Source organism: Streptococcus oralis Uo5, assembly GCF_000253155.1.
Classification (GTDB): domain Bacteria; phylum Bacillota; class Bacilli; order Lactobacillales; family Streptococcaceae; genus Streptococcus; species Streptococcus oralis_L.
The window spans coordinates 1,653,995-1,669,321 of sequence record NC_015291.1; the positions used below are offsets into that span (position 1 = coordinate 1,653,995).

The following is a 15,327-nucleotide window of genomic DNA, read 5'->3' on the forward strand; positions in this document are numbered from 1 at the left end:
CAAGATAAAAAACGAGTTAGGTACCCCCAACTCGCCTTCTGTCTCTCTTTACAAGAATTAATTGTAGATTTTGAATGCGTCGTCGTCGTTTTTACCAACGAAAGGCATTGCTTTACGCAATTCTGCACCAACTTTTTCAATTTCAAGGTTAGCTGCTTGTTCACGGTAAGCAGTTAATTTTGGACGACCAGCCTTGTAGTCATTTACAAAGTCATTTGCAAATTTACCATTTTGGATATCTGCCAAAACAGCTTTCATGTTTTCTTTAACTTGCTCAGTAATCACACGTGGACCTGATACATAGTCACCGTATTCAGCAGTGTTTGAAATAGATTGACGCATTTTCTTGAATCCACCTTCATAGATCAAGTCAACGATCAATTTCATTTCATGAAGAACTTCAAAGTAAGCCAATTCTGGGGCATAGCCTGCTTCTGTCAAGACTTCAAAACCTGCTTCGATAAGGGCAGTCAAACCACCACAAAGTACAGCTTGTTCACCAAACAAATCTTCTTCAGTTTCTTCTTTGTAAGTTGTTTCAAGCAACCCAACACGAGCAGCCCCAACACCTTTACACCAGTCCATCGCAATGTTTTTAGCATTTCCTGTAGCATCTTGGTAAACTGCGTAAAGAGCTGGCACACCAAATCCTTCTTCGTAAGTACGACGTACCAAGTGTCCTGGTCCTTTAGGAGCACACATGAAGACATCTACATCTGCAGGAACTTTGATAAATTCAAAGTGGATATTGAAACCATGAGCAAATCCAACTGCATTTCCAGCTTCCAAGTTTGGAGCGATTTCTGCTTCGTACAATTCCTGTTGGATTTCGTCTGGTGCCAAGATCATGATAACGTCAGCCAATTTAGTGGCTTCTGCTACTGTGTAAGTGTCAAAACCATCTTCTTTTGCTTTGTCAAAAGATTTACCTGGACGCACACCGATGATGACATCACGACCTGAATCACGCAAGTTTTGCGCATGCGCATGTCCTTGTGAACCATAACCGATTACGGCGATTTTTTTACCGTCAAGCGCTGCTACTTTAACATCTTTTTCGTATTCCATTTGAACTGCCATAGTTTTTCTCTCTTTTCTATTTTTATTGCCTTATAGGCTGGTTTAACAAATTTATGCTGGATTTTATACTAAGAGTATTAGTCGCGGGTAAATCCAGTTGCACCCGTACGAGCGATATTTTTAATACCATATGGTCGAATCACTCGCAATAAAGCTTCACTCTTTTCAGCATTTCCCGTCATCTGGATGGTGATTGAGCTTGGAGCCACATCTACTACCGTTGCTCGGAAAGGTTGGATAATGGCCAAGATTTCTGCACGCTTCTCAGCAGGAGCAGATACTTTTACCAAGATAACTTCTCTTTCCAAGTGTGGTTTATCTGTGATATCTCGAATGCGAATCACATCAATCTGACGATTGAGTTGTTTAATGATTTGCTCTACTTCATCATGAGAAGCTACATCAATAATGATGGTGATGCGAGATACATTGGGATTCTCTGTCGCACCAACTGAGATACTCTCAATATTGACTTGACGACGAGAAAGGACACCTGTAAAACGATTCAAAACTCCTGAACGGTTTTGCAATCTAGCTGTTAACATTCTACGCATGGAACTTCACCCCCAACATCTCATGATTGCTCTTACCAGCTGGTACCATCGGTAAGACCTGTTCCTTACGAGAAATATCCACCTCGATAAACATGGGCACATCCTCCAGAATGACTTCTAGATCCTTCTCTATCGTCTCTGGATTATCAAATTTATAGTTTTTGATGCCATAAGCCTGTGCCATCAACTGGAAGTCAGGAAGGGTATCAAAGACTGACTCGGAAGTTCTACCCTCATAGAAGGATTCCTGCCACTGACGAACCATTCCTAGTGAGTGGTTATTCAACATGACAACCTTAATCGGCACCTTGTAGATGTTTAGGATTGCTAGCTCTTGGTTGGTCATTTGGAAACCACCATCACCGACAAAAAGGATGACCTCTTTTTCTGGATTGGCAATCTTGGCTCCAATAGCTGCAGGAACTCCGAAGCCCATGGTACCCAAACCACCTGAAGTGACTAACTGACGCTCATTTTGGTAAGGATAATACTGAGCTGTCCACATTTGGTGTTGCCCTACGTCTGTGACAACAATGGCATCTCCATTCGTCAACTCACCGATGCGTTCAATAACGGCCTGAGGTTGAACCACACGTTCTTTCTTATCATAAGAACGAACTCGATTCTTGTCCTTGGTGACTTTTTCAATCCACTTTTCAGTATTGTTATGAACAGTTGGTTCTGCCAGTAGCATCTGCAAGGCTTTCTTAGCATCCCCCACTACAGGAATATCTGCACTGATAATCTTACCAATCTCAGCTGGGTCAATGTCGATATGAGCAACCTTAGCATTCTTCGCGAAGGTCTTAGGGTTCCCAGTCAAGCGGTCATCGAAACGGCAACCAATACTAATCATAAAGTCCGCTTCCGTCATTGCAATGTTGGCTGCGAAAGAACCGTGCATGCCTCCCATCCCTAGGAAGAGCGGATGACTCGTTGCAATGGTTCCTTGCCCCAAAAGACTAGTGACTACTGGAATTTGGTAACGTTCAGCAAATTCATTGAGCTCCTTAGAAGCTTCTGCATAGCTGATACCGCCCCCTGCTAACAAAACAGGTTTCTTGGCTTTTGACAATTGCTTCAAGATTTTCTTGATTTGCATGTCATTTGGATCAAGTGTCGGTTGGTAACTTGGTAAATTCACCTCCGGCGAATAGATGAAATCTGTCTCTAGGGCTGATACATCCTTGGGCAAGTCAATCACAACTGGACCTGGACGACCTGTCGTTGCGATATGGACAGCTTCCGTAATGATACGAGGAATATCTGCTGTCTCACGAACTTGGTAATTGTACTTGGTAATGGGCATGGTAATACCTACGATATCCGCCTCCTGAAAGGCATCCTTCCCAATCCCAGCTCGCGCAACCTGACCTGTAAAGACCAAAAGGGGAACGCTATCGCTCATGGCATCTGCAATCCCTGTAATGGCATTTGTTGCTCCCGGCCCACTCGTGACGACGGCAACGCCCAACTTTCCAGTTGATTTGGCATATCCTTCAGCTTCGTGCAAACAACCTTGCTCATGGCGTCCCAAGATGTGGCGAATACCTTTAAAATTGTATATCGCATCATACAAAGGTAAGACCGCACCACCAGGATAACCAAAAATGGTATCAATCCCTAAGTCCCGAAGTGTTTCCAAAACTAGGTCCGACCCCGTCTTAGGAGATTCTAAACTGATTTTCTCCATTGTTCCCCTTTCTCTTCTCTTAAAAAAATAGCTTGTTACTATCATACCATTTTTTCAAAAATTTTCAAGGCAAAAGAGTCAATTTTCTGAATTTTCTATCTAAAAGTGTATTTATGAATCATTTCCTTATTTTTATTAAGTTATCTACGGAATTAGGAACCTTTATTTATTTTAATTTATCAAATTAGAATATTTTCTTTCTTGGTAGAATTAGTATTTTTCTCACTTAACGACCAAATTTGTATACTATATTCAGCAAAAATGAATAGTTAAAGACAAAAAAAGGAAGCCACTAAGTGACTTCCTTCTAGAGTGAGGACTGATTAGTCTTCACCTTTGTTTTTCTTAATGATTTCTTCTTGTACTGACTTAGGTACATCTTCGTAGTGGTCAAATACCATCATGAAGGTACCACGTCCTTGAGATGCAGAACGAAGAACTGTTGCGTAACCGAACATTTCAGCAAGTGGAACGTAAGCACGAACGATTTGGCTGTTACCGTGTGCTTCCATACCATCTACACGTCCACGACGAGCAGTTACGTGACCCATAACATCACCAAGGTTTTCTTCTGGAACAGTGATGGTTACAAGCATCATTGGCTCAAGGATAGCTGGTTGTGCTGATTTAGCAGCTTCTTTAAGGGCAAGTGAAGCCGCGATCTTGAAGGCTGTTTCAGATGAGTCGACATCGTGGTATGAACCGTCGTAAAGCTTAGCTTTAACGTCAACCATTGGGTAACCTGCAAGAACACCGTTAGCCATAGATTCTACCAAACCTTTTTCAACCGCTGGGATAAATTCACGAGGAACCACACCACCGACGATTGCGTTTTCGAATTCGAATCCTTTACCTTCTTCGTTTGGACTAAACTCAATCCATACATCACCAAATTGACCTTTACCACCAGACTGACGTTTGAAGAATCCACGTGCTTGAGTAGAAGCGCGGAATGTTTCACGGTAAGATACTTGAGGAGCACCTACGTTCGCTTCAACTTTGAACTCACGACGCATACGGTCAACAAGGACGTCAAGGTGAAGTTCACCCATACCTGAGATAACTGTTTCACCAGTTTCAACGTTTGTTTCAACGCGGAATGTTGGATCTTCTTCAGCCAATTTTTGAAGTGCGATACCCATCTTATCTTGGTCAGCTTTAGATTTTGGCTCAACCATCAACTGGATAACTGGTTCTGGAACGTGGATTGACTCAAGGATGATTTTAGCTTTTTCATCTGTCAATGAATCACCAGTAGTTGTATCCTTCAAACCAATAGCAGCTGCAATATCACCAGCATAAACGGTTTCGATTTCTTGACGACTATTGGCATGCAATTGCACAAGACGTCCGATACGTTCACGTTTACCTTTAGAAGTGTTCATTACGTAAGAACCTGATTGAAGAACACCTGAGTATACACGGAAGAATGTCAAACGACCTACAAATGGGTCTGTTGCAATCTTGAAAGCAAGAGCTGCGAATGGCTCTTCGTCAGATGCTGGACGAGTTTCTTCTTCGTCTGTATCTGGGTTGATACCTTTGATTGCTGGGATGTCAAGTGGGCTTGGAAGGTAATCGATAACCGCATCAAGCATCAATTGAACACCCTTGTTCTTGAAGGCAGAACCACACAATACTGGGAAGAATTCAACGTTGATAGTTGCTTTACGGATAGCAACTTTCAATTCTTCGTTAGTGATTTCTTCACCTTCAAGGTATTTCATCATCAAGTCTTCATCAGTTTCAGCAACTGCTTCAACCAATTTTTCACGGTATTCTTGAGCTTGGTCAAGGTATTCAGCTGGAATATCTTCTTCAAGGATATCTGTACCAAGGTCGTTAGTATAGATTTCAGCTTTCATCTTGATCAAGTCGATGATACCGCGGAAGTCATCTTCAGCACCGATTGGCAATTGGATTGGGTGTGCGTTTGCTTGAAGACGGTCGTGAAGTGTGCTTACTGAGTAAAGGAAGTCAGCACCGATTTTGTCCATTTTGTTAGCAAATACGATACGTGGAACTCCGTACTCAGTTGCTTGACGCCAAACTGTTTCAGTTTGAGGCTCAACACCTGATTGTGAGTCAAGAACAGTAACCGCACCGTCCAATACACGAAGAGAACGTTGTACTTCGATTGTGAAGTCCACGTGTCCTGGTGTGTCGATGATGTTTACGCGGTGGTTGTTCCATTGAGCTGTTGTCGCAGCAGATGTGATAGTGATACCACGTTCTTGCTCTTGCTCCATCCAGTCCATTTGTGACGCACCTTCGTGAGTTTCACCGATTTTGTGGATTTTACCAGTGTAGTAAAGAATACGCTCAGTAGTTGTTGTTTTACCGGCATCGACGTGAGCCATGATACCGATATTACGAGTTTTTTCAAGTGAAAATTCGCGTGCCATGAGGTTTGTTTCTCCTATTTATTTTAATTTCTATTCTATTATAACACGATTTTAATAAAAACGGATAGGCAGGACCTACCCGTTCTCAATGTTTATCTTGTTTTTGTTGGTTTCAACTTGTAGATAAGTTGAATTGAACTCGGGCTAAAAGCTCAAGTTAACTGATTTGAACTCAATTGAACTCGGGCTAAAAGCTCGGAAAATAGATAAGCTTTCCTAGAATCTTTGATTCTACGTCAAGCTTCCTAATTTTCAGTCGCTTTTTTAACGCCCTTAGTATCTTATTCTTACCAACGGAAGTGTGCGAAGGCACGGTTAGCTTCAGCCATACGGTGAGTGTCTTCACGTTTCTTAACTGCTGCACCAGTGTTGTTCGCAGCATCCAAGATTTCTTTTGCAAGACGGTCTTGCATTGTGTGTTCACCACGAAGGCGAGCGATGGTTACCAACCAACGAAGTCCAAGTGTTGTACGACGTTCTGGACGAACTTCAACTGGGACTTGGTAGTTAGATCCACCAACACGACGTGCACGTACTTCAAGTACAGGCATGATGTTTTCCATAGCTGTTTCAAATACTTCAAGTGCATCGTTTCCAGTAGCTTCTTTGATTTGCTCAAAAGCACCGTAAACGATTGAAGCAGCTGTACCACGTTTACCATCAAGCATAACGCGGTTGATAAGACGAGTAACTAGTTGTGAATTGTAAAGCGGATCTGGCAATACGTCACGTTTTGGAGCTCTATTTTTACGACTCATTTCTCTTTATCCCCTTTCCTTATGCTTTTGGACGTTTAGTACCGTATTTAGAACGGCCTTGTTTACGATCGTTAACACCTGCAGTATCAAGTGCACCACGGACGATATGGTAACGTACCCCTGGAAGGTCTTTTACACGTCCACCACGAAGAAGCACCACGCTGTGCTCTTGCAAGTTGTGTCCGATACCTGGGATGTAGGCAGTAACTTCGATAAGGTTGCTCAAACGTACACGAGCGAATTTACGAAGGGCAGAGTTAGGTTTTTTAGGTGTCATTGTTCCCACACGAGTTGCAACACCACGTTTTTGTGGTGAAGAAACGTTTGTTTGAACTTTTTTATGACTGTTGTAACCAACGTTCAAAGCTGGTGATTTAGATTTTTCTACTTTTGATTTACGCGGTTTGCGAACCAATTGGTTAATTGTAGGCATCTACATTCTCCTGTGTTTTTTTATTTTTGGTGATGATACACTTGGTGACAGCTACCATCTGTGTGTACTTTTGCAACATTTGTCAGCACGTCCCTGTACACTTTTGAGAGACCAAAAGTAAAAAGTACCGTCTATTATTGTAACACAATTTTTCCTTCATTGTCAAGATATTTTTCATTTTTATTCTGATCTTTTAACTCTTTGACACTAGTTCTAACCGCTTTTCTAAACCAAAAAAGGAGGCGATTTGCCTCCTACATTTTAGTATGGATTTCTTTCAACTCAAGCTATTGTTTTGGAATTTTTTAACCCTTCTTATCAAAGCCAACCAGATTCTGTTGCAATGTTGGCTGCCTCTGTTCGATTACCAGCATCTAGTTTCGAAAGAATATTGGTGACATAGTTTCGGACGGTTCCATTTGATAGATAGAGTTGGTCTGCAATTTCTTGGTTGGATAAACCCTGAGCGATTCCCTTTAAGACAGCAATCTCTTGTTCTGTCAACGGATTGGGATGGGTCATAACCACTTCCATCAATTCAGGTGAATACTCCTTGCGCCCTTCGAGAACAGTGTGCAAGGTTTGCATGAGGTCTGCAATGCTTCTTTCTTTCAAGACATAGGCATCCACTCCAGCCTTAATCGCGCGTTCAAAATAGCCAGGGCGCTTGAAGGTTGTCACCACAACCACCTTTGTTTCTAGCTTTTCTGCTCGTATCCACTCCAAGACTTCGAGGCCTGTCTTAACAGGCATTTCTACGTCAAGAATGGCGATATCGACAGACTCTTTTTCTAAAAGTTGGATTGCTTCTTGGCCATCCTTGGCTTGTAGGACAGAATCTACATCTGGTTGAAAGGTAAGCAACTGGCACATAGCATCTCGCAACATACTTTGATCTTCTGCAACAAGTAATTTCATCTTAGTTTCTCTCCTTATAAGGTAGCCGAACCTGCACTTCAGTCGGATGTTTCTGACTGATCACCTTTACTTCTCCTGAAAAAGGAAGGACACGGTCTCGAGCAGTATGGAGTTCATCCCCTTTTAGAGAAGCAAAGCCACAGCCATCATCTCTCACTGTTAGAATGAGTTCTTTCTCTGTTCGTTCTAATTTCAAGTAAGCTTTGGACGCTTTGGCGTGTTTGATGATATTGGTCACTAACTCAAGCAAAATCATGGAAGCTGTTGATTCTAATTCCTGAGTTAAGCTAGCTGTATCTAGTTGGTGATTGATTTCTGTCTCAATTCCTGCAATTTCCAGCATTTTTTTAACAGTCGCAAATTCGGAAGCAAGGGTTCTGGTTTTAAGATTTTCGATAATTGTACGAACTTCACGCATTGATTCTTTGCTAATTTGCTGTATTTCTCTTAATTCCTTTTCCACCTGTGGATAGGCCTGCATTTGAAGAAGTTGTAGGGCAAGGTCCGTCTTCACACTCAACATGGCAAAGGTATGGCCTAGACTGTCATGAAGATCCTGACCGATACGACTGCGTTCGTTTTCGGCCAAGAAAAGATTGAGCTTGGCATTTTGTTTCATCTTTTCTTCTTTTATGTCCTCCGACAATCGAATTCGATAAAGACCAAAGGTCATTGCATCGGAAAAGATAAAGGTCACCAAGAAAAAGAGTAGCTGCCAGGGACTAACATGATTGACCATATAGATTCCGGTCAGAATGAACGGTTGCAAGACAACAAAACTGACAAAACGCCAAGAGTGAAAAGAAATCTCATCCAGCTCATAAATAAGGAGATTGGATAAATAGAAGATAAACCAGGTGAAACCCGAACTCAGCCAAACCGATGTATAAAAAATGTAGGCAAGCATGATCCACCAAGCCATCCACAGCACAGTGCGATTTTGGTTGACTAAAACCGAGTAGAAAGCTAGGACAAATAGTAGGGTCCATAGCAAGGTTAAAAGCGGGTAATCTCCAACGATGACACCCGCTATAGGAAAGATGATAAACACAATTGAAATATGAAACATATAATGAATGTTTTTAAATTTTTCCAACATAGATTTATTTTACCTCAATCCTTTTTTTCAGCTGGATTACCAGTACACCAAAGAAAACTGTATAGCCTAGCACAACCAAGGCAGCAAGAATATTAAATTCATGGTGTTCCAAATAAGTAGAGACGACCTGCATCAGTTGATAGGTTGGAGTCAGCTTTCCAATAGATTGGAGCCATTCTGGGAAGGAATCCAAGGGGAACCACAGTCCACCTAGAACAGCCAAAGCAATATAGGCAATATTTCCAACAACCGTCATCAGTTGAGCACTGGGTAGCAAGCTCACCAAGACCCCCATGCTGATAAAGACCACGCTTCCGATCAGCAAAATAGCACCAATTACCATCCAGTCAAGCCAAGGCAGAGTCACTCCACGGACAAAATGACCAACTGAAAAGACAACTGTAATTGATAACAAGAAAGTCAGTAGGGTACTGAACAGTTTTGATACATAATATTCTACCATAGATACGGGAGAATGTTGAATCAATTTTTGCCAGTTGTTTGTCTTATCAGACTCGAGTGTGCTTGGGATACTGAAAAAAGCACTTGACATGATACTAAAGAGCGTCATGGCAAAAAGATAGGCTTGAAGAGCAATTTCTGGAATATCTGACCCTGACATCATACCAGAAAAGATAAGGTAAAACACACTTGGAAGTCCGATGGATAGCAAATAGTAGACGGCTTGCCGTTTCATCAGAATGATTTCCACTTTCATGAGACTTGTCATATTTTTCATCATCAATCTCCTTTAATCTTGAGTCGTTTCGAAGATACTGTCTAAGAGAGTTCGATTGCGAACTTCAATTTCTTCGATCATGCAGCCCTGTTCTTGCAAGACTTTCCATACCTGGCTGGCTTCTTTGGTTGTGAAGGAAAGAGCATTTTGCTTGATTTCAAGCCCTTGAATCTGGTCCAAAGTGCTGATAACTTCCTGATAAGTTAGTGGTACCGTAAAATGTTTTTCTTGTTCTTCACCACGCATGGCATAAGGTGTCGTATCCCGGATCAATTCACCCTTGTGGAGGACCAAAATGCGGTCAGCCGTATGTTCTACCTCTTCGATATAGTGAGAAGAGTAGACAATGGTGACACCATTTTTCTTTAACTGATTGACAATTTCCCAAAAATGCTGACGTGTCGAGGTATCCATGGCAGCAGTTGGTTCGTCCAAAAATAGAATTTTCGGACGACCTATTAGTGCCAACACGAAAGAGAACAAACGTTTTTGCCCACCAGACAACTTGCCCGCTAGCTGATTTTTCTGTTTGTCCGAAAATCTCAGCAAGTCATCAATTTCTTGATTGGAGAGACTGTTTGGATAGATTGATTGAAAGAAGGATAAGAGTTCTTTCACTTTCAAGTCTTGAACCACCGTATTTTCTTGAGGTAAGATAGAAATAAGCTGCTTTAATCGAGGATCTGTTGGTGCAAAGCCTTGAATAGCTATCTGACCTGAGCTCACGAACTTGTCGCCCAAGAGGCAATCAATCAAGGTCGTCTTACCTGCTCCGTTAGGTCCGATCAAGGCGACACATTCTCCGTCATTGATTTCAAAAGAGATGTTCCGCAAGATCTCCTTGTCTTTTATTTTCTTACTCAATTTCTCAACTTTAATCACAGTCATGAGATTCTCCTTTCAACCACTTCATTCCCATAGGGAACACAACGAAAATCATAAATCCGAAACCCCAAGCACCACGAATAAATTGGCGAAGCACGGTTTGGTCAAACCAACCAGTAAATATTTCCACTAACCATACCAAGAGTGACAGGCCGATAAAGAAATAGATGATTGCTTTTTTCATTCCTCAAACTCCTTTTTCACATCTCTGACTAATTTCAAACCTTCTCTGACAAGCCAAGACATCATTCCAAAGCCAGCAAAGAGTTCCCAAGGAAAATGATAGAAACCCTCGTCCAATCCTGAAAACATGAGATAAGTCATAACTCCTGCTGCTACTAAACTCACTGCGACAATCATTTTATTTTTCATTTCTTCTTCCTCCATTTCATACTTCAATTATAGTCTTTTGAATTTGGCGGAGCTAGATGCTTCTGTCACTAGGAAATATGACAAATGTCATAAAAAAAAGAAAGCTGTAAAATCAACTTTCTTTTTTATCTATTAAATTTTTATTCCACACTGAAAAGATATGGATATACGGGTTGTTGACCTTGGTGAATCTCTACTTCAACATCTTCAAATTCTTCTGCGATTTCTTGGGCAATTTCATTGGCAAGTTCTTCGCTTCCGTCTTCACCGACATAGAAAGTCACGATTTCACTGTCTTCGTCCAACATATGTTTCAAAGTTTCAGTCAAGGTTTGGTGCATATCAGGGTTTGACACGAGGATTTTCCCATCTACCATACCAAGATTATCATTTTCATGAATTGTTAATCCATCGATAGTTGTATCACGAACGGCTGTTGTTACACTACCGCTGATAACATCACCAAGGGCTGCAGTCATGCGTTCTTTGTTTTCTTCGATTGATTTGCTTGGGTCAAAGGCAAGAAGGCTGGTCAACCCTTGAGGAATTGTACGCGCTTCTACCACAACAGCAGGTTGTTCAAGCACTTCAGCCGCAGACTGAGCTGCCATAAAGATATTTTTGTTGTTTGGCAAGAAGATAATGTTGCGAGCATTGACCTGTTCAACAGCCTTGATAAAGTCTTCTGTTGAAGGGTTCATCGTCTGACCACCTTCGATAACATAATCCACACCTTGGGCACGGAAGATATCTGCTAAACCTTGACCAGCTACTACTGCGATAAGAGCATACTCTTTTGTTTCAGCAGGCTTGCTTCCTTGAGTTGCTTCTTTTTCAACTTGCGCCTCGTGTTGGTTACGCATGTTGTCCACTTTTACCTTGATCAAGCTACCATATTTGAGACCTTCTTGCATGACAAGACCTGGATCTTCTGTATGGACGTGAACTTTGACGATTTCATCATCGTTGACAACAAGTAGAGAATCACCTAAGTCATTCAAGTAGTTACGGAATTCATCGTAGTCAAAGTCCTTAGAATAAGTTGGACCTTGTTTGAGGGCTACCATGATCTCTGTACAGTAACCAAAGGTAATGTCCTCAGTTGCCACATGCCCTGCTACAGACTTGTGGTGCTCTGCATTGATCATTTCACTCATGTTAGCAGGAGTCGCTACAAAGTCTTCAGAAGCACTGTATTCACCAGTAAGAGCTGAAAGGAATCCTTCATAGATAAAGACCAAACCTTGACCACCTGAGTCTACCACACCAACTTCCTTAAGGACTGGAAGCATTTCTGGTGTCTTAGCCAAAGCTGCTTTCGCGCCTTCCAAGGCTGCACGCATAACCTCAACGGCATCATCGGTCTGCTCTGCTTTTTTCTTAGCACCGATGGCAGCGCCACGTGATACAGTCAAAATTGTTCCTTCAACTGGTTTCATAACCGCTTTATAAGCTACTTCGACACCGGATTGGAAGGCAAGAGCCAAGTCTTGACCTGTTAATTCATCTTTTTCCTTGATAGCCTGAGAGAAGCCACGGAAGAGCTGAGAAGTGATAACCCCTGAGTTCCCACGCGCACCCATCAAGAGCCCTTTAGCAAGAATGCTCGCTACTTCTCCAACTGTAGAAGCAGGCTTGTCTGCTACTTCTTTCGCACCATTTTCAATGGTCATTCCCATGTTTGTCCCAGTATCTCCATCTGGAACTGGAAAGACGTTCAATGAATTGACATATTCTGCTTGCTTATTCAAACGAGTTGATGCAGCTTGCACCATCTCTTGGAATAAACTGGTAGTAATTTTTGACACGATTATTCTCCTACAACTTTGATATTTTGAATGTAGACATTCACAGTCTGAGCAGTAATTCCTAGTTGATTTTCTAAACTAAAACGAACACGCTCTTGAATGTTTTTTGACACTTCGCTTATCTTTACTCCGTAGCTCAATACGGTATAAACATCAACTGCAATGCTACCATCCTCGGCTGCCTTCACGACAACACCCTTAGAATAATTTTCCTTACCAAGAAGGGCTTGGAAATTGTCTTTAAGGGCATTTTTACTAGCCATACCGACCACACCAAAAATCTCAGTTGCGGCACCACCTACTACGGTTGCAATCACTTCATCTGTCAGTTCGATTTGACCATCTTTTGTATTAATTTTTACAGTCATTTTTTTTACCTCAACTAGTTGATACTCTATTTTATCATATTTCAGCCCAAGTGTAAAAGCAGAATGCTGTATCGGCGGATATTTACTCTATTTTTCAAATGGTTTTATCCTTAGAGCAAAAGAAAAAGACCAGTTAGGTCTTTTCATTTTTATTAAACGCGTTCAACTTTACCTGATTTCAAAGCACGAGCTGAAGCCCAAACTTTTTTAGGTTTACCATCGATAAGAACAGTAACTTTTTGAAGGTTTGGTTTTACGGCACGTTTTGTTTGGTTCATCGCGTGTGAACGGTTGTTTCCTGATACAGTCTTACGACCTGTAAAGTAACATACTTTAGCCATTGTGTTTTCCTCCTATTAGATCTAATATAGCGGATGTGCTAGCACCACATACCGTACTATGTTATCACACTTTCTTGAATTTATCAAGGGCCTAAACTATTTTTTTATTTAACGTAAACAACTCCAAGTTTACCAAAAGCAACTTCCCCACGGATAATCAAGGTTTTGTTTGTTGGCGCTACAGGAGAATCTGCCTTAGCTGCACCAAAGGAGGTTTCTACTTTCAAATCGACACGCCAGTGTTGCGGAACATAGACTGTTGCATTACCAAAAGCCACTTCGATATTCAGAGTTGCAAAATCACCTAGCATCTCTGCATTATCATAGTAGATTTTAGCATCCCCAAAAGCGACTTCCACTTGGTCATCTACGAGATCTTGATCTTGCTTATAGAAGGTCCCGCTACCAAAAGCGACTTCCTTATCCGTGACGACTGTTTTTTTCCCATTGTACCACCATTTTTTTTCATTCCAAAACTTACTTGAATGCGTCAGATAACCAACACCTAGCACTGCTAAGATACTAGCCCAAAACAAAGACTGGTTTGGAATAGGAAAAATGTTATAAAAATGATTCGCAATCATTAAGGCTACTAGAGCGGTAAAAACTGCTGAAGTTAGATGACGACGAAGCAAAGCTTCAACTGATTGGTAAGCAAAAAAGGCGATACCAATCAAAGGCCATATTTTACCATCCAAAGAAGGAATTCCAAAATTCCCTTGCAGCAAGATCCAAGCTGCTAAAACCAATAAAACAATACCAAATGCTTTCTTTTTCATATTTTTTACCTCATGTTTCTTAGATTTTCTTTTAGGAGGGATTGGTAATGCCGTGAGACATGAACCTCCTTGTGCGTCTGATAAAAGGAAATGGTGCCCGTTCCTGAAAAGGACTTGTCCACTGAGTAAATCTGACGGATGTTTGCGATAGTTGACTTGGAAACTCGACTAAAATAGCGAGGCAAGATAGACTCCAACTCATAAAGTTTGAGACGAACTTCATAGGCTTCCTTCTGGTTATGAGCGTAGATCTTGCTCCCTTCAGTTTCAAAGAAGAGAATTTCTGACAGGTCTAGATAATATTCACCTGTCCCCTTGTAAAAAGTCAACCTCGGAGCCTTTGACTCTTGCAAAAGTCGTTGTAAGTCTGCAATTTCATCTGTCAAAGCAGGGGTCTTGATGACAATTTCAGTCTCATCTAAATTGCCGTCAATCTCAATTCGTAACTTCATCACATCTCCTTTCTGACTCTACTATATCAAAGCTAAGTTAGGAATACAAGGGCAAAAAAGCAAGTGGTCATTTTGAAGCAGTAAGTGGTTGTAGGACTAGCTTAACTTACATGTCAGAATAGGAAGAAAAGGAGCCCCCACATGAGACCACAAGCATAGCCAGCGATGACATCCTTGGGATAATGAACACCCCCTAAAACCCTCACCAATCCCAGCAAAGCTGAAAAGAGCAAGCATGCTAAGCCAACAGGTAGACTAGCATGCAGACAGGCCATGGAAATGATAGTTGCCGAAAAGACATGGCGACTGGGCATCGACTGTCCCGAGCTATCTTTTTCAAGCAGGGGACAGATATCCCAAGTTTCATAAGGTCGCGGGTGGTTGATTTTCTTACGAAAAAGAGACAAAATCACAAAACCTGATGCAGGGATAAGCACATAAACCCCAACTTGCTGACCCAATCCTAGTTGCAGGTAAGTGGTGACTAGCAAGATCAGATAGACCAGGGGCATGGCGACTGTCATCAAACAATTGAAACTGCGTAATAGAAATAAAAGGGTGGGATGGCTAGTTAGTTTGGAGCTAAGGTTGCTATACCATTCTTGATAATTTTTCATGTATTCTTCTCATTATCACTTTATTT

The 15,327-nt window shown here is 41.6% G+C and carries 18 protein-coding genes; all 18 read right to left on the minus strand.

Annotated features, from left to right (window positions below; all coding sequences use genetic code 11):
• Window positions 1-57 precede the first annotated feature (57 nt).
• Window positions 58-1,080, minus strand: coding sequence for a ketol-acid reductoisomerase (ilvC, locus tag SOR_RS08200; RefSeq protein ID WP_000290683.1), 1,023 nt, complete (start codon window positions 1,078-1,080; stop codon window positions 58-60).
• Between the two features lie 77 nt (window positions 1,081-1,157).
• Window positions 1,158-1,634 carry an acetolactate synthase small subunit gene (ilvN, locus tag SOR_RS08205; protein ID WP_001253813.1) on the minus strand — a complete coding sequence of 159 codons (477 nt, stop codon included), beginning with the start codon at window positions 1,632-1,634 and terminating at the stop codon, window positions 1,158-1,160.
• Window positions 1,627-3,327: an acetolactate synthase large subunit gene (locus SOR_RS08210; protein ID WP_000411743.1), complete on the minus strand. Its 1,701-nt coding sequence runs from the start codon at window positions 3,325-3,327 to the stop codon at window positions 1,627-1,629. Before SOR_RS08210 ends, ilvN begins: the two co-directional genes overlap by 8 nt.
• 323 nt (window positions 3,328-3,650) lie before the next feature.
• Window positions 3,651-5,732, minus strand: coding sequence for an elongation factor G (gene fusA, locus SOR_RS08215; RefSeq protein ID WP_000090340.1), 2,082 nt, complete (start codon window positions 5,730-5,732; stop codon window positions 3,651-3,653).
• Between the two features lie 287 nt (window positions 5,733-6,019).
• Entirely contained in the window at window positions 6,020-6,490 is a 471-nt protein-coding gene (gene rpsG / locus SOR_RS08220; RefSeq protein WP_000087873.1) for a 30S ribosomal protein S7, read from the minus strand.
• A 19-nt stretch (window positions 6,491-6,509) separates the two neighbouring features.
• Window positions 6,510-6,923: a 30S ribosomal protein S12 gene (rpsL, locus tag SOR_RS08225; RefSeq protein ID WP_001142332.1), complete on the minus strand. Its 414-nt coding sequence runs from the start codon at window positions 6,921-6,923 to the stop codon at window positions 6,510-6,512.
• A gap of 318 nt (window positions 6,924-7,241) precedes the next feature.
• Window positions 7,242-7,841, minus strand: a complete 600-nt coding sequence (locus SOR_RS08230; RefSeq protein WP_000772059.1) for a response regulator transcription factor — start codon at window positions 7,839-7,841, stop codon at window positions 7,242-7,244.
• Between the two features lies 1 nt (window position 7,842).
• Window positions 7,843-8,940, minus strand: coding sequence for a sensor histidine kinase (locus SOR_RS08235; RefSeq protein WP_000890236.1), 1,098 nt, complete (start codon window positions 8,938-8,940; stop codon window positions 7,843-7,845).
• Between the two features lie 4 nt (window positions 8,941-8,944).
• Complete coding sequence (locus SOR_RS08240; protein WP_000794226.1) at window positions 8,945-9,679, minus strand: ABC transporter permease; 735 nt, start codon at window positions 9,677-9,679, stop codon at window positions 8,945-8,947.
• Window positions 9,680-9,691: 12 nt separating this feature from the next.
• Window positions 9,692-10,567, minus strand: coding sequence for an ABC transporter ATP-binding protein (locus SOR_RS08245; RefSeq protein ID WP_000216047.1), 876 nt, complete (start codon window positions 10,565-10,567; stop codon window positions 9,692-9,694).
• The gene (locus SOR_RS08250) at window positions 10,554-10,748 is read right to left on the minus strand and encodes a hypothetical protein (RefSeq protein ID WP_000709162.1); all 195 of its coding nucleotides are present in this window, start codon (window positions 10,746-10,748) and stop codon (window positions 10,554-10,556) included. The genes SOR_RS08245 and SOR_RS08250 overlap by 14 nt, the downstream gene beginning before the upstream one ends.
• Window positions 10,745-10,951, minus strand: a complete 207-nt coding sequence (locus tag SOR_RS08255; protein ID WP_000390701.1) for a hypothetical protein — start codon at window positions 10,949-10,951, stop codon at window positions 10,745-10,747. The genes SOR_RS08250 and SOR_RS08255 overlap by 4 nt, the downstream gene beginning before the upstream one ends.
• 125 nt (window positions 10,952-11,076) lie before the next feature.
• Window positions 11,077-12,744, minus strand: a complete 1,668-nt coding sequence (locus tag SOR_RS08260) for a DAK2 domain-containing protein (RefSeq protein ID WP_000036689.1) — start codon at window positions 12,742-12,744, stop codon at window positions 11,077-11,079.
• A 2-nt stretch (window positions 12,745-12,746) separates the two neighbouring features.
• Complete coding sequence (locus SOR_RS08265; protein ID WP_000216438.1) at window positions 12,747-13,112, minus strand: Asp23/Gls24 family envelope stress response protein; 366 nt, start codon at window positions 13,110-13,112, stop codon at window positions 12,747-12,749.
• 152 nt (window positions 13,113-13,264) lie between these two features.
• The gene (gene rpmB, locus SOR_RS08270; RefSeq protein ID WP_001140948.1) at window positions 13,265-13,453 is read right to left on the minus strand and encodes a 50S ribosomal protein L28; all 189 of its coding nucleotides are present in this window, start codon (window positions 13,451-13,453) and stop codon (window positions 13,265-13,267) included.
• Window positions 13,454-13,557: 104 nt separating this feature from the next.
• Window positions 13,558-14,232, minus strand: a complete 675-nt coding sequence (locus SOR_RS08275) for a LiaF transmembrane domain-containing protein (RefSeq protein WP_000725730.1) — start codon at window positions 14,230-14,232, stop codon at window positions 13,558-13,560.
• Window positions 14,233-14,237: 5 nt separating this feature from the next.
• Entirely contained in the window at window positions 14,238-14,684 is a 447-nt protein-coding gene (locus SOR_RS08280) for a LytTR family DNA-binding domain-containing protein (RefSeq protein WP_000776579.1), read from the minus strand.
• Between the two features lie 113 nt (window positions 14,685-14,797).
• Window positions 14,798-15,301 (minus strand): phosphatase PAP2 family protein, encoded by a 504-nt coding sequence (locus tag SOR_RS08285; protein ID WP_000800955.1) that lies wholly within the window; start codon window positions 15,299-15,301, stop codon window positions 14,798-14,800.
• Window positions 15,302-15,327: the final 26 nt, after the last annotated feature.